Raw genomic sequence first — 20860 nt, 5'->3', positions numbered from 1 at the left:
TGGGGCGAATCCCCGGCCCGGGTGGGTCAGGTGAGCAGCAGGGCGGCGAGCGGCCGGCGGCGGCGCAGCGCCGTCTCCCGGTCCCGCAGGTCCTCGGGGAGTGCGGACGGGTCCCCGAGCCGGCCGATCGCGACCACCACCAGGGGCCGGACCCCGCTGGACAGGTCCAGCTCGGTGGCGAGGCCGGCGCGGTCGACGCGCGTGAGCTGGTGCACGTGCAGGCCGAGCGCCGTGGCCTGCACGGTCAGGTGGGCGACGGCCTGGCCCAGGTCGTAGGCGGCCCGTTCCGCGTCTCCGGCGGTGTGCGCACCGACGACCAGGGCGGAGGCGTGTCGCGCCCAGCGCTGGTCGCCCTCGGGCAGGTTGACCAGGATGCGCTTCCACGTCTCGTCCTGCCGGTGGCCCAGCGCGAAGCGCCACGGCTGGGCGTTGCCGGCCGAGGGTGCCCAGCGGGCGGCCTCCAGCAGGGAGACGGCCTCGTCGCCGGTCAGCTCGGCGGCCGGGTCGAAGGCACGCGGGCTCCACCGGAACGCGAGCAGCGGGGTGAGGTCAGGCATGCGGAGAAGCATCCCCGATGGGTGTTTTGCCCTGCCGAGCACCCCTGGCCAGATGTGGCCAAGAGCACCCGTAACGGACATCGAGGTCAGGGCGTTCCCGCGGACGGGCTGTCGGCCGGCGACGGTGCCTCCCGGCTCACCGGCTCGCCGCCCTCGCTGACCGGCCCGGCCAGCGGCACGGTGGCCGGCGCCGCGCCCGGCTCGCCGGCCAGCTTCAGGGTGCCGAAGGCGGCCCGGACCGCCGCCGGGGTGCCGTCCGGCAGGTAGCAGTAGATCCCGACGTCCAGCGGGGCGTTCAGCGAGGCCGACGTGGACTCGACCGAGTAGCACTGGCCGTGCACACCGGGCAGCGGGGCGGCCGGCGAGACGGCGAGCGGGGCGCGCCGGTCGGTGAGCACCTCCAGCCAGTCGGTGAACGGGTGCTGCACCCGCGGGTCCAGCCTCCGGGGCACGGCGTCGTCGGCGTCGCCGAGGCGTACGCAGGCCGCCGGCTGCGCCCAGCCGGCCGAGGGCAGGGCGCACTGGAAGAGCCCGTCGCCGGTGGCGGCGAGCGAGACGTCGACCGTGCCGCCCTGCCCCCAGCCCGGCACGTCCACCCGCCAGGTGCCGTCGTTCGCGCTGGTCACCGTGACCGTCCGGGGAGCGCCGTCACCCGGCTCGAAGGCGTACGTGGCGGTGAGGTGCCGGTCCTGCGCGGCGGCGGCCAGCGCGGCCAGCTCGTCCCGGGCGGCGTCCACCTCGGCCGGGACCGGGTCGGCGGTGCCCGTCGGGGCCGGAACCGGTGGGTCGGCGGTGCAGGCGGCCAGGAGCGCCGGCAGGGTGAGCGCCAGGGCGCCGGTCAGCCGCCGGGCCGCGCGTCGGTGTGCGTGCACCGGGTCATTCTGCGGTGCGGACCGGGCTCCGGGGAGCCCGCCGTACGGGTGTTCCGGCCGGCGTGTCGCGCGGCCGCGCCGGGCCGGTGAGCCGCCCCACGCCGGGCCGGATGGTGGGATCACCCGACCCGGCGTCGTCCGCCGCCCGATACCCTGGGGAGGTCTGACACGCGCCGCCGGACCGAAGAAACCGGCGGCGCAGGCACGCTCAGGGTCGTCGCTGGGAGGGAGTGCACCGTCGTGGCACTCGTGGTGCAGAAGTACGGCGGGTCCTCCGTCGCCAACGCCGAGCGGATCAAGCGGGTGGCCGAGCGCATCGTGGCCGCCCGCAAGGCCGGCGACGACGTGGTCGTGGTGGTCTCCGCCATGGGCGACACCACGGACGAGCTGCTCGATCTGGCCAACCAGGTCAGCCCGCTGCCGCCGGGCCGCGAGCTGGACATGCTGCTCACCGCCGGGGAGCGGATCTCCATGGCGCTGCTCGCCATGGCCATCCACAACCTGGGATACGAGGCCCGCTCGTTCACCGGCTCGCAGGCCGGCGTGCTCACCACCTCGGTGCACGGCCGGGCCCGGATCATCGACGTCACCCCGGGCCGCCTCAAGGGCGCGCTGGACGAGGGAGCGGTGGTCATCGTGGCCGGCTTCCAGGGCGTCTCGCAGGACACCAAGGACGTCACCACGCTGGGCCGGGGCGGGTCGGACACCACCGCCGTGGCCCTGGCCGCCGCGCTCGACGCGGACGTCTGCGAGATCTACACCGACGTGGACGGCGTCTTCAGCGCCGACCCGCGGATCGTGCCGAACGCCCGGCACATCAAGCACATCACCTACGAGGAGATGCTGGAACTGGCCGCCTGCGGCGCCAAGGTGCTGCACCTGCGCAGCGTCGAGTACGCCCGGCGCGCGGGCTTGCCGATCCACGTCCGTTCGTCATACTCGACCAACACCGGCACGATGGTCACCGGATCGATGGAGGACCTTCCTGTGGAACAGGCACTGATCACCGGGGTCGCCCACGACCGCAGCGAGGCGAAGATCACCATCGTCGGGGTGCCCGACGAGCCGGGTGCCGCCGCGCGGATCTTCGACACGGTGGCCGGCGCCGAGATCAACATCGACATGATCGTGCAGAACGTGTCCACCGAGGGCACCGGCCGCACCGACATCTCGTTCACCCTGCCGAAGACCGACGGCCCCACCGCCATGGCCGCGCTCAGCAAGATCCAGGAGCAGGTCAAGTTCAAGGGTCTGCTCTACGACGACCACGTCGGCAAGGTCTCCCTGATCGGCGCCGGCATGCGCTCGCACCCGGGTGTCGCGGCCGGCTTCTTCGCCGCCCTCGGCGCGGCCGGCGTGAACATCGAAATGATCTCCACGTCGGAGATCCGGGTCTCGGTGGTCTGCCGGGACACCGATCTCGACAAGGCGGTCCGGGCCATCCACGACGCCTTCGACCTGGGCGGTGACACCGAAGCCGTCGTCTACGCCGGCACCGGGCGGTAGCGCGGATGTCGCCGCTGCCCACCCTCGCCGTGGTCGGAGCGACCGGTGCCGTCGGCACGGTGATGTGCCAGATCCTCTCCTCCCGCCGCAACGTGTGGGGTGAGATCCGGTTGCTCGCTTCCGAGCGGTCGGTCGGCCGCCAGGTGTCGTGCCGCAGCGAGCTGCTGACCGTCCAGGCGCTCACCCCCGAGGCGTTCGACGGCGTGGACGTGGCGATGTTCGACGTCCCGGACGAGGTCTCGGCCGAGTGGGCGCCGGTGGCGGTCAGCCGCGGCGCCGTCGCGGTGGACAACTCGGGCGCGTTCCGCATGGACCGCGACGTGCCGCTCGTCGTCCCCGAGATCAACCCCGAGCAGGTCCGCAACCGGCCGAAGGGGATCATCGCCAACGCCAACTGCACCACCCTCGCGATGATCGTGGCGATCGCCCCGCTGCACCGGGAGTACGGCCTGCGCGAGCTGGTGCTCGCCTCCTATCAGGCGGTCTCCGGCGCGGGGCAGGCCGGTGTGGACGCGCTGCACGCCCAGCTCGGCAAGATCGCCGGGGACCGGGTGCTCGGCTCCCGGCCCGGCGACGTCCGGCAGGCGGTCGGCGACGAGCTGGGTCCGTTCCCCGCGCCGCTCGCGCTCAACGTGGTGCCCTGGGCCGGCTCGCTCGCCGACGGCGGCTGGTCGTCCGAGGAGCTGAAGATGCGCAACGAGTCGCGCAAGATCCTTGGGCTGCCCGACCTCAAGGTCTCCGCGACCTGCGTCCGGGTGCCGGTGGTGACCGGTCACTCGGTCGCCGTGCACGCGGTCTTCGCGACCGAGGTCGACGCCGAGGGCGCCCGCGAGGTGCTCCGCAACGCGCCGGGCGTGATCCTGGTCGACGACCCGGCCGCCGGTGAGTTCCCCATGCCGATCGACGCGGTGGGCACCGACCCGTCCTGGGTCGGCCGCATCCGCCGGGCCGTCGACGACCCGCGCGCGCTCGACCTCTTCGTGACGGGCGACAACCTGCGCAAGGGCGCCGCCCTGAACACCGCCCAGATCGCCGAACTCCTGGCCAAGGAGCTGACCCGCCCCTGACCTCCGCGCCCCCTCGGCCGCGATCTTGCACTTCGTGTCCGGGTGAACCGGAAGTGCACGATCGCGGGAGAGGTCAGGCGGCGGACAGGTGTACGCCGTCGCGGCCATCCCGCTTCACCGCGTACAGGGCCTGGTCGGCTCGGCGCAGGGTTCGCTCCGGCGACTCGCCGGGCTCCGGAAGGGCGATGCCGACGCTGATCGTCCGGCCGGTGCGGCGGGCGGCCTCGGTGAGCCGCTCGGCGATCCGCACGGCCTCCTCGGGGCGGCTCACCTCGATCACCGCGACGAACTCGTCGCCGCCGGTGCGGTAGAGGTCGTCGCCCTGGCGCAGCGCGCCCTCCAGCGCCCGGGCCAGCCCCACCAGCAGCCGGTCGCCGGCCTGGTGGCCGTACGTGTCGTTGACGTCCTTGAAGCCGTCCACGTCGATCGCCAGCAGGGCGGTACGCCCCGGCGTGGCACTCGCGATCCGCTGCCCGAACGGCCCGGTGTGGCGCAGCCCGGTGAGCGGATCCGAGCTGGCCTGCTCGCGCAGCCGGGCGAGCGTACGCAGCCGGTCGAGGCAGATCCACGCCTGCCCGGCCAGCAGCTCGATGAGGTTGACAGTGATCGGGTCGGGGCGCAGCAGCCGCTCGTCGGCGGCCAGCAGCACGCCGCCACCCTCGGTCGGGCCGACCGGCACCGCCACCAGGGTGCGCGCCCCGGCCCGGGTCAGCGGCAGGTAGTCCGCGGTCGGCGGATGCCCCTCCTCGCCCAGCGTGTACGCCGAGCCGTGCCGGTGCGCGCGGGCGATCATGCGGGCGAGCGCCGCCGGGCCGGCCTCGGCCAGCTCGGCCCGGATCCGGGCCTCCAGTGCTCCGGGGGTGCCCGTCGGCGCGCCCAGCCGGGGTTCGCGCGGGCCGGGGAGGATCAGCACGGCCGCGGAGAGCGCCGAGACGTCCCGCGCCGCGGCGATCGCGGCGGTCATCAGGTCCCAGTCGGTGGCGGCGGTGGTCATGGCGGCGGCGTGCCGGAGCAGCTTCTCGCTGCGGCTCTCGGCGGGCGGGCCGCCGAGAGCGGCGATCCGGGTGCCGAGCCGGTCGGCCAGCCGCTGGGCGGTCTTCCGCCACCGCTCCGTCTCGACCGGGCCGCTCCACTGGAGGTCCAGCACGCCGAGCGGTCGGCCCGCCCGGTCCCGCACCGGCACGCAGATCTCGGCGGTGACGTCGGGGCGTACCGGCAGGTAGTCCGGATCGGCGGTGACGTCGGGTACGAGGGCGGGCTCACCGGAGTCGTACACCCGCGCGACGATCGAACGCCGGTGGTCCCGGCGCGGCGGGCCGGAGTCGTCGTTCCCGGTTCGCGCCGGCACGGTGGAGAAGACCTGCCAGGCGCCGGTGGCGGCGACGCACCGGAGCGAGTCGTGGACCCCGAGCAGGATCGAGATCGTCGCCGGGGTGTGCCGGGCCAGCGCCGAGACGGTCCACTGGCACGCCTCCAGCGCGGTCGACGCCATCGGAAGGCGGACCGTGACGTCCCGGACGACTCGCTCGTGATCCACGTCGTTCCTGCTCGGAGGGGGCGGGGCGCGATCAAGAGTACTCATCGGCGACGCCGGCGACCTTCGTACACATGTGCTATCCACAGGCTGTGGACGGCGCCTGTGGGTGCGGTGGGGCCGCGCGGCGGGGTGCGGCGGCGATAGCGTGGTGGTCCCGGGCCCGTCAGGAGACGCCGATGCTCATCGCCCAGCTCAGCGACCCGCACGTGACCACCGGCCCGCTCGCCGCCGAGCAGGCGTCCGGGCTGCATCGCGCGCTCGGCCGGGTGCTCGCCCTGCGTCCGCGGCCGGACTGCGTGGTGATCACCGGCGACCTGGTGAGCAACGGCCGGCCGGACGAGTACCTGGCGCTGCGCGAGATCATCGGGCGCTTCCCGCTGCCCGTCCACCTCGCCGCGGGCAACCACGACGACCGGGAGTCGTTGCTCGACACCTTCGGCGGCACCCCGTACCTGGGCGGCGGCTTCTCGGCGCACTACCACGTGGACCAGCCGGACGGCACGCTCGTGGTGCTCGACTCGCTCGCCCCCGGCGACGACGCCGGGCGGCTCGGCGACGACCAGCTCGGCTGGCTCGACGGGGTGCTCGCCGGCCGCCCGGAGGCGCCCGCCGTGGTGTGCCTGCACCATCCGCCGGTGGCGGTCGGCGTCCCGGCCATGGACGCCATGGGGCTCACCGACGCCGCCGCTCTCGCCGAGGTGATCGGGCGCCACCCGCACGTGGTGCGGGTCGCCGCCGGCCACCTGCACCGGCCGGTGACCAGCGCCTTCGCCGGCACGGTGCTGACCACCGCGCCGAGCACCTGGATGCAGGTCAGCCTCGCCATGACCGACGAGGAGGAGATCGGGTGGGTCGCCGAGCCCACCGCGTTCCTGCTGCACCGGGTGGCCGGCGGCGGTTGCGTGACGCACACCGTCCAGGTCAGCCACGCCGCCGGCCGGACCTGCTGGTTCTGATCCCGTGGACCCGCTCGTCTGGTACGTCGCGTACGGCTCGAACCTGCACGCGGCGCGGCTCGACCGGTACCTGCGCGGCGGGCGGCCGCCCGGCGGGCTGCGCACGTACCCGGGCTGCCGGGACCGCCGGCCACCGCGGCGGACCGTCCCCGGGCTGCTCCCCGGCGGCGTCTACTTCGCCGGCGAGTCGCGGGCCTGGACCGGCGGGATGGCGTTCTACGACCCGGCGCTGCCCGGCCGCGCGGCAGTGCGGGGCTACCTGGTGACGGTCGAGCAGTTCGCCGACATCGCGGCGCAGGAGATGTACCGACCGCCCGGCACGGACCTGGACCTGATCCGGGTGGCGGCGGAGACCGGCCGGGCCACCCTCGGTCCCGGCCGCTACGAGACCCTGCTCCGGGTCGGCGCGCGCGACGGCCTGCCGATGCTCACCTTCACCGCGCCGCACGCGGCGTCCGACGTGGACTGGACCTCGCCCGCCCCGGTCTACCTCGGCATGCTCGCCCGCGGGCTGCGCGAGGCGCACGGCTGGGACGTCGCGCGGATCACCGACTACCTGGCGGCCCGGCCCGGAGTACGGGGCAACTGGCCCGGGTCGCGGGTCCGCCACCTGGCCGAGGACGCGGTCGCCGGGGCGCGGCGCGACGGCGGCCACCGGGATCCGGCGCCGAGCGAGGTGCCGGCGGAGTCGGTGAGGGTGCCGGTCGGCGTGCCGACGGCGGCGAGCTGACCCTTCTGGTTGACGAACCGGATCGGCGTGCATCCGGTCCAGGGGTGAATTGTCCCGATGCAACCCGGCTCGCGGGTGCGTCCGTCCCAGGTGCGGAGAGTCCCGGAGAGGAGCGGCATGCGGGCCGAGGACGAGACGGAGTACGTGGGGTATGTGACGGTGCGGTTGCCCGCGCTGTACCGCACCGCGTACTTGCTGTGCGGGGATCCCCATCAGGCGGACGACATCGTGCAGACCACGCTCACCAAGCTGTACCGGCACTGGCGGCGAGCGGCCGGCGCGGACAACACCGACGCGTACGTCCGCCGGATGCTGGTGCGCACCTACCTCGACGACCGGCGCGGCGGCTGGTCCCGGATCCGGCTGGTGCCGGAGACGCCGGACCGGCCGGTCCCCGGGGCGCCCGGCATCGAGGACCGCGAGGCAGTCCGTGACCTTCTTGCCGGGCTGCCACCGGCCCAGCGGGCCGTCCTGACGCTGCGGTTCGCCTGCGATCTCTCCGTCGCCGAGGTGGCCGACGTGCTCGGTTGCTCCACCGGCAACGTCAAGAGCCACACCTCACGAGGGCTGGCGGCGTTGCGCCGCCGCCTGGACCTCGAAGCCTGTACCGACCAGCGAGCGGGGGGATGACATGACCTGGGACGAGGAGCGGGCGAGCCGCTTCGTCCGTCGGACGTTGACCCAGGCGCACGTGCCGCCAAGCCGGGTGGACGTCGGTGCGGTGCTGGACGCCGGACGCCGGTCGGAGCGTCGGCGTCGCCGGCTCACCGTCGGGCTGGCGGCGGTGGCGGTGCTGGTCGTGGGACTCGGCTCGACGGTGGTCGTCGGCCGGAGTGGGCACGACCGCGGCCTGAGTCAGGTCACGGACCGTCCGCCGGAGATCCTGCCCACCGCGACCCTGGTGCCGGTCACCGTCGACATCGCTGCTGGCGCCGCTGCCCCGTGCAGGTATGAGCAGTACCCGGTGCCGGAGGAGGCGTGGTTCCCCCGGGTGTCCGCCGCCGATCCCAGCGGCCGCGTCCTGGCCGGGCGGGCCGAGGTGAGCAACAAGGCGGTCGAGCAGGTGCGGTCCTATCTTCTGCTTTGGGACCGGGGGAGGCCTTCCCTCATCGACCTGCCCGAGGTGCGGGGCGCCACGGTGAACGCCGTGAACGCCTCCGGCGTCGTCGTCGGCACGAGCCGACGCCAGGATGACGAATCCCGGGTCTCCTGGGTCTATCGGGACGGGAGGCTGAGGCACCTGAGCCCTCCCCCGGGATACGACCAGACCCTTCCGCTGGCCGTGAACGACCGCGGTGACATCCTGGGGATAAGCAGCGCGGTCGGTCGCGGCAGCACGCCGGTGGTCTGGCCGGCGGGCTCGGAGGGACCACCGCGGATCCTCAGGGGACCCGACCGCGGTCGGGTCATCGGCTGGACTGCCGACGGCACCGTCGTCTGGTTCGTTCCGGAACCGTCGGCCGGGGTGAAGGTGCCGGCGGAGATCCGCTTCCTGCGGGCCGACGGAAGCAGCGCCCTGCGGCCCGTCCCGGCCGGTTGGAGCCCGGGAAGTATGCGGTTCGAGCAGCTGCCGATGCGCGGCGACTGGGTGGCCGGCATCATCCCCGGCGCGGGGGAGAAGTCTCCACCGGCGGTGTTGAACCTGCGTACCGGGGAGCTTATCGTCTACCACGGCCTGGACACCCGCAATCACTTCTCCGTCGTCGCCAGGCCGGACGGCGGGGTCCTGGCCGGCGTTCCGGGCCAGGGCTGGAAGCTGGTCGATCGGGACGGCACCACACGCTCCGTCCCTCTACCCGCCGGCGCGGACCCCGAGTACGGCCCGCAGCCGCTTCTGATCGACGACGCGGGAACCATCCATGGAGCGGTGCATCCCGCTGATCCCGGTTCCCGGCGAGCCGACCAGGATGTGCCGACGGTCTGGCGCTGCCGATGAGGCCAGGCCTTCGGCCGGATACGACCGGCGGACCGGCAGATGTTGACCACCGATCGGTCGCCTTCGGCTCGTCCGCGGATGTATTTACCTCTGGGAAGGTTGCGCGAGCAAGGTTCTCCACGTGACATGAAGGGGCCGGCCTCGACCGCCGCCTGATCGTGGATCAGCAGGCGCCGCACCCTCCTGCTGGTCCGCCCCGCGCACGGCGCCGGCTCCCTGGTCCCTGGGAGCCGGCGCCGTGGGCGTAGATGCGGGACTTTCCCGGCTCCGCCCGGTCCGCGGAACTCAGCCGAGCAGGGCGTCGCGCAGTGCGGGGGCCAGTACCTCCGGCGGCACCTCGTGGAAACCGCCCGGCAGGCTGAGGTGGGTGGCCCCGGGGATCGCCTCGGCGGTCGCCCCGGCGGCGTCCCGCAGCCACGGCGGGCTGCCGGTGCTGTCCACGACCACGGTGGGCACGGCGATCGCCGCGAGCCGGTCGGCGGGCAGGCCACCGTAGCCGGTGACCGTGGTGTCGTAGGCCAGGGTGTGTGCCAGCCCCGTCATCCAGCCCCATTCGGGGGCGTCGCGCATCCCGCCGACCGCCTCCTCGGGCACGCCGACCGCCTCGGTCAGGAAGAGGGCGACCGCGTCGTCGCGCCGGCCGGCCGAGACCAGCTCGCTCAACCGCTCGGCCAGCCCCGGCTTCCGGCCGCCGTGCGGGCCGGCCTGGAACGGCGGCTCGAACAGCGCCAGCCCGGTGACCGGAACCCCCTCGGCCGCCACGTACACGGCCAGGATCGCGCCGGAGGAGAGGCCGTAGAGGTGGGCGCCGCCGCCCGCCCGGTCGGTCAGGGCCGCCACGTCCTCGATCTCGCGCTGCACCGCGTAGGGTCCGGTGTCGCCACTGTCGCCGCGACCCCGGCGGTCGTAGCCGTAGACCGTGAAGTCGGCGCTGAGTGCGGCGGCCAGCGGCCTGGTCGTGCTCCGGTCGTTGAACGCCCCGCCGACCAGGATGATCGGCGGCCCCTCGCCGGCCGTCTCGTAGGTGATCGTGGTGCCGTCGGTGGATCGCACCGAGTCCACCGTCCAGTTGGTGCCGCTCGACTCCATGGCTACTTTCCTAGTCCATACCTCCGACAGCGGCAGGGCATGAAGGAATTCACCCGCCGGTCATGTCCGACTAGTCGGGCGTACCGGTGCAGGTTGCCCTCGGTATCCACGGTTGAGATGGACTGCCCCGGTCGACCGATCGCTTGACGGGTGGCAAGCTTGCTTCGGCAGGCGGCGTCCCCCGACCGCCGTCATCCGCGATCGACCCCTGTCACGGCACGTCCAGGGTCACCGGTGCGAACCATCGCCCGGACAGCCACGCGCCGAGTCTCACGAGGAGTTCCATGTCCGTCCCCGGGATGCGCCGGGCCGCCGTCGGCCTGGCCGCACTCGCCGCGACCGCGTTCACCGCGGTCGCCGTCAACCCCAACCAGGCCGCGGCCGACCCGAAGCCGGTCGACGTCAAGCTGCTGGCGATCAACGACTTCCACGGCAACCTCGAGCCGCCGACCGGGTCCAGCGGCACCATCGACGGCAAGACCGCCGGTGGCGCGGAATACCTGGCCACCCAGCTGAACATGCTGCGCGGCACCACCGAGGAGGAGCGGGAGCGCACCGTCACGGTCGCCGCCGGTGACCTGATCGGCGCCTCCCCGCTGCTGTCCGCCGCGTTCCACGACGAGCCCACCATCGAGGAGATGAACCTCGCCGGGCTCGAGTTCACCAGCGTCGGCAACCACGAGTTCGACGAGGGCGCCACCGAGCTGCTGCGCATGCAGAACGGCGGCTGCCACCCGGTCGACGGCTGCGGCGACGGCACCCCGTTCAAGGGCGCCGACTTCCAGTACCTGTCGGCGAACGCCTTCAAGACCGCCACCGGCAAGCCGCTGCTGCCGCCGTACGGCATCAAGAAGATCGACGGCGTCAAGATCGGCTTCATCGGGATGACCCTGGAGGGCACCCCGCAGATCGTCAGCCAGCAGGGCGTCGCCGGCCTGTCCTTCGCCGACGAGGCGGACACCGCCAACAAGTACGCCCGCATCCTCCAGGCCCAGGGCGTGCAGTCGATCGTCGTCCTGCTCCACGAGGGTGGCGTGCAGAACGGCGGCGGCATCAACGACTGCACCGGGTTCAGCGGCCCGATCGTCGACATCGCGAACCGGATGGACCCCGCCATCGACGTGATCGTCAGCGGGCACACCCACGCCGCGTACAACTGCAACATCAACGGCAAGCTGGTCACCAGCGCCAGCTCGTTCGGCCGGCTGGTCACCGACATCGATCTGAAGATCGACCGGCGGACCAAGGACATCGTCAGCGCCAGCGCGAACAACGTCGTGGTCACCCGGGACGTCGCCAAGGACCCGGCGACCACCGATCTGATCAACCACTACAAGACCGCCCTCGGCCCGGTGGCCGACAAGGTGGTCGGCGAGACCACGAGCGCGATCACCAAGACCCAGGAGAACCTGTACCAGACCGGGGTCGACGCCAACGGCAAGCCGACGTACCAGACCGGTGAGTCGCCGCTCGGCAACGTGATCGCCGACGCCCAGCTCGCCGCCACCGACAACGAGCAGAACGCGGTCGCCGCGTTCATGAACCCCGGTGGTGTCCGCGCCGACCTCGACGCCGGCCCGGTCACCTACGCCGAGGCGTTCACCGTCCAGCCGTTCGCCAACAACCTGGTGACCCTGGACCTGACCGGCGCGCAGCTCTACTGCCTGCTGGAGCAGCAGTTCACCACCGCCAAGGTGCTGTACGCGTCCTCGACCGTGCACTACGTCGTCGACGTCAACGGCACCACCGCGCCGGTCGCCTCGCCGTGCAGCGGCACCCGGGTGGTCCGGGGCAGCCTCACCATCAACGGCGCCCCGGTCACCGACACGGCGACCTACCGGGTCACGGTGAACAACTTCCTCTCCGGCGGTGGCGACGGCTTCAGCGTCCTCACCGGTGGCACGAACGCCGTCACCGGCATGATCGACCTGGACGCCTTCACCGCGTACCTGACCGAGAAGTCGCCGGTCTCCGCGCCGGCGCTGGACCGGATCCAGACCACCGCGGAGGTCCCGGCCGCCTGACGGCCGACCCGTACGACGACGGGCCCCGGAGCGGATGCTCCGGGGCCCGTTCGCGTGCCGCGACAGTGCTCAGGCGTGCGCGGGCTCCGGCTCCCGGACGACGGCGGCGACGCGGCCGTCCTGGGCGCTGGTGAGCAGCCGGCGCAGCGACAGGGCCAGCACCGAGGCGGTCAGGCACCCGCCCACCACGACCGCCACCCAGAGCCGGCCGTGCGCCGCGCCGATCAGCGGGCCCGCGGTGACCGGGCCGATGACCCCGCTGATCCCGAAGATCATCGAGCTCATGGCGTTGTAGCGCCCGCGCAGCTCGTCGGTGGCGAGCGCGTTGGTCAGCGCCGGCATCACCGGCGACAGCATCGTCTCGCCGAACCCGAAGATCACCGAGCAGGCCACCACACCCAGCGCCGCGAGCAGCGCGTTGCCCGTGCCGACCACGCCGGCCGCACCGAGGACCAGCCAGGCGGCCGCGAAGACCGCGCCCACCGCGGCGAGCGCACCGGTCCGGCTCCGGCCCTCCATCCGCCGGATCACCAGCAGCTGGGCGACCACGATCATCACGGTGTTGCCGGCGAGCGCCCAGGCCACCACCCGGGGCGACACCTCCACCACCCGCACCGAGTACGCGGCGAAGCCCACCTCGACCTGCGCGTAGCCGCAGGTGGTGAGGACGAGGCCGAAGAGGACCAGCCGGCGGAACGGCCGGTCCCGCAGCACGGTGAGGTAGCCCCCGGCCTTCGGCGCGGCGTCGGCCGCCCCGCCCCCGACCAGGCGGTGGCCGACGTGCGGCAGGGTGAGCAGGATCAGCCCCGGCATCAGGTAGCTCAGCGCGTCCAGCAGGTAGATGGCCTGGAAGGTGGCCGGCCGGGCCACGTCGACCACCGCGCCCGAGATCAGGCCGCCCACGCCGATGCCCAGGTTGAGCAGGGCGAAGTTCAACCCGAACACCCGCTGCCGTTCGCCGTCGCCGGTGAGCGAGGCGAGGATCGTGTTCTGGCCGGCCCAGATCGCCGAGCTGCCCACGGCGATCAGCGTCATCACGCCGAACGCCGAGGCCGTCGAGTCGACCAGGGCCAGCGAGCCGGTGCCGAGCGCCTCGATCACCAGGCAGGGCAGCACGACCCGGCGCGCGCCGAACCGGTCGATCAGCGTGCCGCCCAGCGGCGACAGCGCGAGCGTCACCGCGCCGAACCAGCCGATCACCAGGCCGGCCCGGGCGTCGCTCAGCCCGCGTACGTCGGTGAGGTAGATGAAGAGGAAGGGCAGGGTGAGGCCGCGCCCGACGGCCGACAGCAGGGTGCCGATCAGGAGGCGGCGGGCTTCGGGACGGGCGGGCAGGGCGCGGCGCAGCATGGCTGCATTCTTCGTGCCGGGTACGACGACCCGCGAACGGATTTGGGCCGGTTATGCGCTGGGCAGAGCCGGCGGGTGAGGAAGCTAACGCCGTCTGCCATGCTGGCCCGGTGACGACGACCTGGCGCCACCTGCCCGCCCCGGCCCGCGAGATCGCCCAGGCCGCCGCCGAGGCTGTCGGCGCCGCGCAGGCCCGGGACGCCGGGGCGTACGAGCCGGCGGTCGAGCGGCTCGCCGCCGCGGACCGGGCCGGGCTGGTGCTCGGCGGCGTGGTCCGGTTGCTGCTCGAGGAGAGCCACCCGGACGGGCTGGACGGCGACGACGTCCGTCAGGTGCTGGAGCGGTGTGTCCGGTCGAACGGGACCTGGCGGCCCGACGTCGACCCGCACGTGCTGCTCGTGCTGCTGGCGAGCGCGCTCGGCGTCTACGACCCCGGCGACGACGACGCGCCGCCGGCTCCGGCCGCTATCGCCCGGCAGGCCCCGCTGCTCGTCGCCGACCTGCTGGCGGCCACCGGCCGGCCCCTGGCCGACTACCTGTCGGCCGCGTTCGCCGAGGTGGCCCGCACCGAACTGCACGACTGACGCCCTCGGCGACGCCCGGGGCCGCCGACGGCCACGGCCCGGTGGCGATCACGGACCGGCGACGGTCACGGAGCGGGTGGCGGTCACCGGCCGGTGGCGGTCACGGGCTGGCGGCGAGGAAGACGAACGCGGCGAGCAGCACCAGGTGCACCCCGCCCTGGAGAACGGTCGCGCGGCCCGGCACCACGGTGAGTACGCCGGTCACCGCGGTCAGCGCGAGCAACGTCAGCTGGGTGCCGCCCAGCCCCAGCAGCAGCGGACCCTCCAGCCAGATCGAGGCAAGCGCTATGGCCGGGATGGTCAGGCCGATGCTGGCCATGGCCGAGCCGAGCGCCAGGTTGAGGCTGATCTGCACCCGGTCCCGGCGGGCCGCCCGGGCGGCGGCGAGGGTCTCCGGCAGCAGCACCAGCAGGGCGATGACCACGCCGACGAACGCCTGCGGCAGGTTCGCCGCCTCGACGCCCGCCTCGATCGCCGGGGAGACGCTCTTCGCGTCCCCGACCACCGCGACCAGGGCCACGACCAGCAGCACCAGGCTGGCCAGGGCGGTACGCGTGGACGGCGGGTCGGCGTGCCCGTCGCCGTCGGCGTCCTCGGGCATGATGCTGCCCTCCTGCGTCACCGGCAGGAAGTAGTCACGGTGCCGGCCGGTCTGCACCATCACGAACAAGCCGTACAGGGCGAGCGAGGCGACCGCCGCGAAGGCGAGTTGCGCCGGGGAGAATTCCGGGCCGGGCCGGCTCGTGGTGAAAGTGGGCACCACCAGGCTGAGAGTGGCGAGCGTGGCCACGGTGGCCAGCGCCCCGCCGGTGCCCTCCGGGTTGAACACCGCCACCCGCCGGCGCAGCGCGCCGAGCAGCAGCGACAGGCCGAGTATCCCGTTGCAGGTGATCATCACGGCGGCGAAGACGGTGTCGCGGGCCAGCGCCTGCGTCTTGTCGCCACCGCTGATCATCAGCGTGACGATCAGACCGACCTCGATCACGGTGACCGCCACCGCGAGCACCAGCGAACCCAGCGGCTCGCCGACCTTGTGCGCCACCACCTCGGCGTGGTGCACGGCCGCCAGCACCGCGCCGGCGAGCAGCGCGGCCACCAGGATGACGAGAGGGCCGGACAGCTTCCGATCCCAGGTGGCCGCGAGCACGACAACCGCGATCAGGGGTAGGAGGGTGGTCCAATCGGTCAGACGGGATCGGATCATGGCGGCCATGGCATCAACCTTGCCAGGAAGATTGATCAACCGCCCGTGCCCGGACGTCTGGGATCCGGTCATGCCAGGTTCTGTGGTGAGCCGGGCCACAGTTGAGCCCACGACATGCCAAGCGGCCGCACCCGGGGATCGGTCTCAGGACCTGCGTGACAGCCAGGCGTGGCAACCGTCAGGTGGTGGTCTGGAGCCGTTGGGGAAACGTGGCCTCGGTGATCGTTGCTGTGCCGGCCACTGGCATCCGCCCGTGCATCCTGATCACTTCGCCGGCGGTCAGACGTCGCCAGCGTTCCGGGCTCAGTGGTGCCAGACGAACAGCACCACGCTCGCCGGGCTTGAGATCCGACCCGCCCTCGATCCAGATGCGCGCGACGTACAGGTCAGGGCTGCCGGCAGCTGTCACGTCGCCGATGTCCCACAGCGGTCGCAGGCGGCCATCGCCTGGTATGGGCGTGTGCCTGCCGCCCGGAGCAGTGGCCTCGACGAGCTGAAGGTCCGCGCGGACAACGCCGTGAAGGGCTTCAAACCGGCGCCAGTGACACCACCGCTCGACACTGTCGAGCTGCATCCCCTGGGCGGCCTGGGCGCACAGCTCCCAGAACGGGGTTTCGGCCGCGTAGGCATCCCCGAGCTCAGTGAGGACGTCCAGTGCCGCCCTCCAGTCGTGGTGCCCGAGGTACTCGTTCGCATCGGCCACCGTCCAGCCAGTGCTGCTCGTCGCTGATGCGGGGACGCGAGAGGCTGCCTCGCGGAGCAGCTCCGGGACATCCAGCCGGCGATTCTCCCGCAAGGCTCGGCGCTCCTGTCCGCGCCGACGGGCGCTGGTGTGAACTCGGCACGTGACCGGGATCGCAGAGCGCCCGCCTCGGTTGTTGCCTCCTCGCTGCCTCAGGAGGAGCGGTGACCTTGAGAAATGAATCAAGGCCCCTCCGTGGAGGGGCCTTGACCTGCTGTTACCTCTGGTCGGGGTGGCCGGATTCGAACCGACGACCTCTTCGTCCCGAACGAAGCGCGCTACCAAGCTGCGCCACACCCCGAGGCGTGCCGACAAATAGTAGCCCACCCGGTCCGATGGTCAAACTCGGTATCCCCCCGCGCCGACCTGCCCGCAGATCTCGGTAGCTGCCGGCCCCGGTGGGGGCCGTGTCGTACCAGGATCTGCGGTCAGCGGGGGATCAGCGTGAGGATGCTCGCCTCCGGCGGGCAGGCGAAGCGCACCGGCGCGGTGGGGTGGGTGCCCAGGCCGGCCGAGACGTGCAGCCAGGAGTCGGAGCCGGGCCAGCGGTGCAGCCCGCGCGCCATCGACCGGGGCAGCCCGCAGTTGGTGACCAGCGCGCCGTAGCCGGGCACGCAGACCTGTCCCCCGTGGGTGTGCCCGGCGAGCAGGAGCCCGAAGCCGTCGGCGGCCATCCGGTCCAGCACGGCTGGTTCCGGGGAGTGGGCCAGGGCGATGGAGAGTGCCGCGCCCGCGCTGACCGGCCCGGCCACGACCGGGTAGTCGTCGCGTTCGATGTGCGGGTCGTCCACGCCGACCAGCTCGATCTCCCGGCCCCCGGCCTTGAGGGTGGTCCGCGCGTTGTTGAGGTCCACCCAGCCGGCGCCGATGAAGACGTCGCGCAGCTCCTCGTACGGCAGCGGCACGCCCTCGGTGTACTCCCGGTCGGGCAGGAAGTAGGTGAACGGGTTCTTCAGCACCGGCCCGGTGTAGTCGTTGGAGCCGAACACGAAGGCGCCGGGCAGGTCGAGCAGCGGTTGCAGGGCGCGCAGCACACCGGGCACCGCGTCCGGGTGAGCCATGTTGTCCCCGGTGACCACCACCAGGTCGGGGTCGAGGGCGGCCAGCGAGGCCACCCAGTCCTGCTTGCGCCGCTGGTCGGGCATCATGTGCAGGTCCGACAGGTGCAGTACGCGCAGCGGCTCGGCGTCGGTCGGAAGCACTGGTACGTCGTACCGGCGCAGGGTGAACATGTTGCGCTCGATGAGCGACGCGTACGCCAGGGTGGCCGCCCCGGCGGCGACGGTCCCGGCCGCGAGCCGGAATAGTGTGCGCTTTCGCATGGCGTTCAGGGTAGTTTGACCGTCCATGAGCACGCTGAAGGACCGCCTGACCGCCGACATGCGCGCCGCCCTCAAGGCGCGCGACGAGCTGACCACCTCCACGCTGCGGATGGCCCTCGCGGCCGTCGGCAACGCCGAGGTCGCCGGCCGGGAGAAGCGCGAGCTGAGCGACGACGAGGTGCTCGCGGTGCTGACCAAGGAGGCGAAGAAGCGCCGCGAGGCGGCCACCGCCTTCGCCGACGCGGGTCGCGCGGAGCAGGCCGGCAAGGAGACCGCCGAGGGTGAGGTGCTGGAGCGCTACCTGCCCAAGCAGCTCTCCGACGACGAGTTGGCCGAGCTGGTCTCGGGAGCGCTCGGCGCGGGCGGCTTCACCGGCAAGGCGCAGATGGGCCCGGCCATGAAGGCGGCCCAGTCCGCGGTGGCGGGCCGGGCCGAGGGCGGCCGGGTCGCCGCGGAGGTACGCCGCCAGCTCGGTCTCTGACCGCATCCGACGACGAAGCGGGCGGGCACCCGGTGGGGTGCCCGCCCGCTGGCGTTACCGGGGTCAGCCGCGCGGTCGGCCCGGGCGGCCCTGGTTGGGCGGTGGCGGGACCACCGGGCCGCCGGGACCGGTGCCGGTGCCGGGCTTCGGCTGGCCGCCGCCGGCGCTGACCTCGATGGTCACCACGCCGCCCTTGATGGTGCGCCCGTCCGGGCTGGTGCCGGCCGCGGTGCCTTCCGGGCACTCCGACGGGGTCTTCTGGCTCGCCACCACCGGCTCGAAGCCGGCGCTGCGCAGCCGCGACTTCGCGGTGTCGATGGACTCGCACTTCACACCGGGGATGGAGCGCTGGTCGCCCTCGATGATCTTCCCGCTTGGCGGGGTGAAGTTGATTCGCTCCTTGCCCTTCATGGCGTCCCGCAGCGTCTGGTAGACCGCCGGGTTGATGCCCCACGGCACCTCGTTGTGCCGCATCCGCTGGGTGGTCTGCGGCCAGTCCGGGTCAGCCTCGATGCCGGCCACCGCGTACTGCTTGGTCATGGCGACCAGGGCCGAGGTCTTGTCCCCGTCGGTGGTGCCGGACTTGCCGGCCACCGGGGCGTTGACGATCCCGCGGACGTTGCCCGCGGTGCCGTTCTTGCACTTCGAGGTCGACGAGTGGTCACCCACCGGGCAGCGCGCCGCGTCCACGGCGGCCCGGGCCACCTCGGTGCTGATCCGCTGCTCGCAGTGCGGGTTGGCGATGTCCAGCTTGTCGCCGTCCGGGCCCCGGATCTCCTGCACCGGGATCGGCTCGCAGTACTTCCCGTCCGCCGCCAGGGTGGCGTACGCGTTGGCCAGCTCCAGCGGAGTGGTCTGCGAGACGCCCAGGGTGAACGCGCCCCACTGGTGCGCGGCGTCCTTGTTCGCGGCGAACGCGGCGTCGTTGGACGCCCGGAAGGTGATGCCGAGCTTCTGCGCGGCCTTCACCACGTTCTCCGCGCCGACCCGCTGCTGGAGCTCCACGAAGAAGGTGTTGACCGAAGCGCCGAAGGCGCTCCACATGTTGTGCACACCGGCCATCGACTTCGCGGCGTTCTGCGGGCAGTAGAAGTGGGTGCCCTTGCAGGCGGCCGGGTTGCCCGAGTCGATGATGTATTCCGACTTGAACTGCTCCTGGGCGTTGATGGTGTAGCTGAGCGGGTAGCCCTTCTCCAGGGCCGCCACCAGCGTGAACATCTTGAAGGTCGAGCCGGCCTGGTAGCCGGTGATGCCGCCGCCACCGCTGATCAGGGGGTTGACCGTGTTCGGCCGGCTGCCCCGGATCTTCTTCTTGGCCTTTTTCGGGTCGCTGGAAATCTTGTTCTGCGGATGGTCCGGGTCGTCGAGCTTGAAGTTGCGGTTGACCGCGATGGCGCGGACCCGGCCGCTGCCCGGCTCGACGACGGCCACCATCCGGGCCGCCGTGCTGCTCTCGCTCAACTGGTTGCGGACCGCCTTGTCGGCGCCCTTCTGCGCCTGCACGTCGAGCGTGGTGGTGATGGTGTAGCCGCCGCTCTTCAGCCGCCGCTCCCGGTCGTAGGAGGTGGAGCCGAAGGTCTCCTGCTGGAGCCACCAGCGGTAGAAGTAGTCGCAGAAGAAGCCCCAGGAGCGGGTGTTGGTGGCGACGCAGCCGTTCGGGGTGCGCTTCTTCGCCACTCTGAGCTTGATCTGCTTGGCCTGGTCGGCCTGCTCCTTCGTGATGGCGCCGATCTGCACCATGTTGTCGATGACGTAGTTGCGCCGGTCCACCGCGTCCTGATAGCCGCCCGTGGTGGTGGGGTCGAACGCCGTCGGCGCCTTCACCAGACCGGCGAGCAACGCCGACTCCTGGATGTCGAGCTTGCTCGGCGGCTTGTTGAAGTAGACCTGGCTGGCGGCGTAGATGCCGTACGCGCCGTTGCCGAAGGCCGCGATGTTCAGGTAGCGCTCCAGGATCTCGTCCTTGGAGAGCTCCTTGTCGATCTGGAGCGCGTAGCGCATCTCGCGCAGCTTGCGGGCGCTGGTGTCCTCGGTCGCCGCGACCACGTCGGCCGGGTGGGTGGCCGAGTAGGAGATGGCCAGGCGGACGTACTGCATGGTGAGCGTCGACGCGCCCTGCCGCGAGTTCGTCCCGGACTGGTTGTTGACGAACGCCCGGGCCACGCCGTTGAGGTCCACGCCGTTGTGCTTGTAGAAGTCGTGGTCCTCGGCCGCGACGATGGCCTTCTGCATGATCGGCGCGATGTCCTTGAGCTTCACGTCGCGCCGGTTCTCGTCGTACATGGTGGCCAGCGGCGTCTTGCCGTCGGACGCCATCAGGTAGGTGATCTGCGGAGACCGCGCCACCGTCAGTTCCGTGGGGAGCGCCCCGAAGGTTTCGGCGCCGGCCTTGGCGGCCAGTCCGGACATCGCCACCGCGGGGAAGGCCGCCGCTGCGACCACCACGCCGGCCAACAGGCCACAGATGAGTAGCGATGCGGCGTTGGTCAGCACGTTGTGGTCACGTTTCCGCATCCAGGTCACCTCGACAGGGTACGCGAGTAGGGAACGAGGGGCGCGCGGGGAAGTTTCCCCATTTCCTGCGCGCGCCGGCCTCGTTGTGCTAAACGCACGAACCCCGGTGCGTGGTTGCGTGAAACCTGGCAGAAGTCTCCTCCGAACGGGGGAGTGGCGCAGCGTTTTCACCCACTCCGGCGGGGTAGACGGCGGGCGAAAGCCCGGGAAGCCGGGAGTGTCCGGAATGATGGATTTCGCCGACAACGTTGCGTAATCAGGCGACTACACAGCATGATGGTGGCGGCGACAGCAGCCACACGTCGTCCGCGCCGCCCTGGGGAGGCCGGCCCGGACGACCGGGGGGAATTCGACGGCTGGTCGCGCGAAGTCGGTAGGTACTGCAAGGG

The 20860-nt window shown here is 72.5% G+C and carries 18 protein-coding genes and 1 tRNA gene; 9 read left to right on the top strand and 10 right to left on the bottom strand.

Annotated features, from left to right (window positions below; translation table 11 throughout):
• Nucleotides 1-26: 26 nt before the first annotated feature.
• Together ABZW14_RS16940 and ABZW14_RS16935 are read right to left on the bottom strand one after the other, a co-directional pair.
• Complete coding sequence (locus ABZW14_RS16940) at nucleotides 27-557, bottom strand: nitroreductase family protein (protein ID WP_355346690.1); 531 nt, start codon at nucleotides 555-557, stop codon at nucleotides 27-29.
• A gap of 86 nt (nucleotides 558-643) precedes the next feature.
• Nucleotides 644-1429 (bottom strand): hypothetical protein, encoded by a 786-nt coding sequence (locus ABZW14_RS16935; RefSeq protein WP_355346687.1) that lies wholly within the window; start codon nucleotides 1427-1429, stop codon nucleotides 644-646.
• A 240-nt stretch (nucleotides 1430-1669) separates the two neighbouring features.
• Here ABZW14_RS16935 and ABZW14_RS16930 point away from each other — a divergent pair, with 240 nt between their 5' ends.
• Nucleotides 1670-2935: an aspartate kinase gene (locus ABZW14_RS16930; protein ID WP_091266848.1), complete on the top strand. Its 1266-nt coding sequence runs from the start codon at nucleotides 1670-1672 to the stop codon at nucleotides 2933-2935.
• A 5-nt stretch (nucleotides 2936-2940) separates the two neighbouring features.
• Nucleotides 2941-4002 carry an aspartate-semialdehyde dehydrogenase gene (locus ABZW14_RS16925; RefSeq protein WP_355346684.1) on the top strand — a complete coding sequence of 354 codons (1062 nt, stop codon included), beginning with the start codon at nucleotides 2941-2943 and terminating at the stop codon, nucleotides 4000-4002.
• A gap of 73 nt (nucleotides 4003-4075) precedes the next feature.
• Here ABZW14_RS16925 and ABZW14_RS16920 read toward each other — a convergent pair whose 3' ends face one another.
• Complete coding sequence (locus tag ABZW14_RS16920) at nucleotides 4076-5539, bottom strand: diguanylate cyclase (RefSeq protein WP_355346681.1); 1464 nt, start codon at nucleotides 5537-5539, stop codon at nucleotides 4076-4078.
• A gap of 176 nt (nucleotides 5540-5715) precedes the next feature.
• Here ABZW14_RS16920 and ABZW14_RS16915 point away from each other — a divergent pair, with 176 nt between their 5' ends.
• The 4 genes from ABZW14_RS16915 (at nucleotide 5716) to ABZW14_RS16900 (ending at nucleotide 9161) form a co-directional block, all read left to right on the top strand.
• A complete protein-coding gene (locus ABZW14_RS16915) occupies nucleotides 5716-6495 on the top strand; it encodes a phosphodiesterase (protein WP_355346678.1) in 780 nt (259 codons plus the stop codon).
• Between the two features lie 4 nt (nucleotides 6496-6499).
• Entirely contained in the window at nucleotides 6500-7225 is a 726-nt protein-coding gene (locus ABZW14_RS16910; protein ID WP_355346675.1) for a histone deacetylase, read from the top strand.
• A 117-nt stretch (nucleotides 7226-7342) separates the two neighbouring features.
• Nucleotides 7343-7855 (top strand): SigE family RNA polymerase sigma factor, encoded by a 513-nt coding sequence (locus ABZW14_RS16905; protein ID WP_355346672.1) that lies wholly within the window; start codon nucleotides 7343-7345, stop codon nucleotides 7853-7855.
• 1 nt (nucleotide 7856) lies between these two features.
• Nucleotides 7857-9161, top strand: coding sequence for a hypothetical protein (locus ABZW14_RS16900; RefSeq protein WP_355346669.1), 1305 nt, complete (start codon nucleotides 7857-7859; stop codon nucleotides 9159-9161).
• 285 nt (nucleotides 9162-9446) lie between these two features.
• On the opposite strand, the gene ABZW14_RS16895 is transcribed toward ABZW14_RS16900, so the two are convergent.
• The gene (locus ABZW14_RS16895) at nucleotides 9447-10250 is read right to left on the bottom strand and encodes an alpha/beta hydrolase (protein ID WP_355346666.1); all 804 of its coding nucleotides are present in this window, start codon (nucleotides 10248-10250) and stop codon (nucleotides 9447-9449) included.
• 284 nt (nucleotides 10251-10534) lie between these two features.
• Here ABZW14_RS16895 and ABZW14_RS16890 point away from each other — a divergent pair, with 284 nt between their 5' ends.
• A complete protein-coding gene (locus ABZW14_RS16890) occupies nucleotides 10535-12274 on the top strand; it encodes a bifunctional metallophosphatase/5'-nucleotidase (RefSeq protein WP_355346663.1) in 1740 nt (579 codons plus the stop codon).
• Between the two features lie 69 nt (nucleotides 12275-12343).
• Here ABZW14_RS16890 and ABZW14_RS16885 read toward each other — a convergent pair whose 3' ends face one another.
• Nucleotides 12344-13624, bottom strand: a complete 1281-nt coding sequence (locus tag ABZW14_RS16885; RefSeq protein ID WP_355346660.1) for an MFS transporter — start codon at nucleotides 13622-13624, stop codon at nucleotides 12344-12346.
• Between the two features lie 110 nt (nucleotides 13625-13734).
• Here ABZW14_RS16885 and ABZW14_RS16880 point away from each other — a divergent pair, with 110 nt between their 5' ends.
• On the top strand, nucleotides 13735-14208 hold the full coding sequence (locus ABZW14_RS16880; protein ID WP_355346658.1) for a hypothetical protein: 474 nt from the start codon (nucleotides 13735-13737) through the stop codon (nucleotides 14206-14208).
• A gap of 100 nt (nucleotides 14209-14308) precedes the next feature.
• Here ABZW14_RS16880 and ABZW14_RS16875 read toward each other — a convergent pair whose 3' ends face one another.
• From ABZW14_RS16875 to ABZW14_RS16860, 4 genes are all read right to left on the bottom strand, one after another.
• Nucleotides 14309-15412 carry an ionic transporter y4hA gene (locus tag ABZW14_RS16875; RefSeq protein ID WP_355346655.1) on the bottom strand — a complete coding sequence of 368 codons (1104 nt, stop codon included), beginning with the start codon at nucleotides 15410-15412 and terminating at the stop codon, nucleotides 14309-14311.
• Nucleotides 15413-15590: 178 nt separating this feature from the next.
• Nucleotides 15591-16115, bottom strand: coding sequence for a hypothetical protein (locus tag ABZW14_RS16870; protein ID WP_355346652.1), 525 nt, complete (start codon nucleotides 16113-16115; stop codon nucleotides 15591-15593).
• A 263-nt stretch (nucleotides 16116-16378) separates the two neighbouring features.
• Nucleotides 16379-16455 (bottom strand) — tRNA-Pro (locus ABZW14_RS16865).
• Nucleotides 16456-16582: 127 nt separating this feature from the next.
• Entirely contained in the window at nucleotides 16583-17476 is an 894-nt protein-coding gene (locus tag ABZW14_RS16860; protein ID WP_355346649.1) for a metallophosphoesterase, read from the bottom strand.
• A 25-nt stretch (nucleotides 17477-17501) separates the two neighbouring features.
• Between ABZW14_RS16860 and ABZW14_RS16855 the strand changes: the two genes are divergently transcribed.
• Entirely contained in the window at nucleotides 17502-17957 is a 456-nt protein-coding gene (locus ABZW14_RS16855; RefSeq protein WP_355346647.1) for a GatB/YqeY domain-containing protein, read from the top strand.
• Nucleotides 17958-18020: 63 nt separating this feature from the next.
• Here the strand turns inward: ABZW14_RS16855 and ABZW14_RS16850 are convergent, their stop codons facing one another.
• Nucleotides 18021-20471: a transglycosylase domain-containing protein gene (locus ABZW14_RS16850; RefSeq protein ID WP_355346644.1), complete on the bottom strand. Its 2451-nt coding sequence runs from the start codon at nucleotides 20469-20471 to the stop codon at nucleotides 18021-18023.
• Nucleotides 20472-20860 lie beyond the last annotated feature (389 nt).

Source organism: Micromonospora sp. NPDC004551 (assembly GCF_040609975.1).
Lineage (GTDB): Bacteria > Actinomycetota > Actinomycetes > Mycobacteriales > Micromonosporaceae > Micromonospora.
The sequence above is the reverse complement of the archived record's forward strand: the minus strand, read 5'-3'. Positions and strand labels throughout refer to the sequence as shown.

Bases quoted from the DNA above. Each gene is read 5' to 3' on its own strand.
- ABZW14_RS16855 (WP_355346647.1), top strand. From the start codon at position 17,502: ATGAGCACGCTGAAGGACCGCCTGACCGCCGACATGCGCGCCGCCCTC.
- ABZW14_RS16940 (WP_355346690.1), bottom strand. From the start codon at position 557: ATGCCTGACCTCACCCCGCTGCTCGCGTTCCGGTGGAGCCCGCGTGCC.
- ABZW14_RS16890 (WP_355346663.1), top strand. From the start codon at position 10,535: ATGTCCGTCCCCGGGATGCGCCGGGCCGCCGTCGGCCTGGCCGCACTC.
- ABZW14_RS16905 (WP_355346672.1), top strand. From the start codon at position 7,343: ATGCGGGCCGAGGACGAGACGGAGTACGTGGGGTATGTGACGGTGCGG.
- ABZW14_RS16915 (WP_355346678.1), top strand. From the start codon at position 5,716: ATGCTCATCGCCCAGCTCAGCGACCCGCACGTGACCACCGGCCCGCTC.
- ABZW14_RS16875 (WP_355346655.1), bottom strand. From the start codon at position 15,412: ATGATCCGATCCCGTCTGACCGATTGGACCACCCTCCTACCCCTGATC.
- ABZW14_RS16885 (WP_355346660.1), bottom strand. From the start codon at position 13,624: ATGCTGCGCCGCGCCCTGCCCGCCCGTCCCGAAGCCCGCCGCCTCCTG.
- ABZW14_RS16895 (WP_355346666.1), bottom strand. From the start codon at position 10,250: ATGGAGTCGAGCGGCACCAACTGGACGGTGGACTCGGTGCGATCCACC.
- ABZW14_RS16850 (WP_355346644.1), bottom strand. From the start codon at position 20,471: ATGCGGAAACGTGACCACAACGTGCTGACCAACGCCGCATCGCTACTC.
- ABZW14_RS16925 (WP_355346684.1), top strand. From the start codon at position 2,941: ATGTCGCCGCTGCCCACCCTCGCCGTGGTCGGAGCGACCGGTGCCGTC.
- ABZW14_RS16900 (WP_355346669.1), top strand. From the start codon at position 7,857: ATGACCTGGGACGAGGAGCGGGCGAGCCGCTTCGTCCGTCGGACGTTG.
- ABZW14_RS16860 (WP_355346649.1), bottom strand. From the start codon at position 17,476: ATGCGAAAGCGCACACTATTCCGGCTCGCGGCCGGGACCGTCGCCGCC.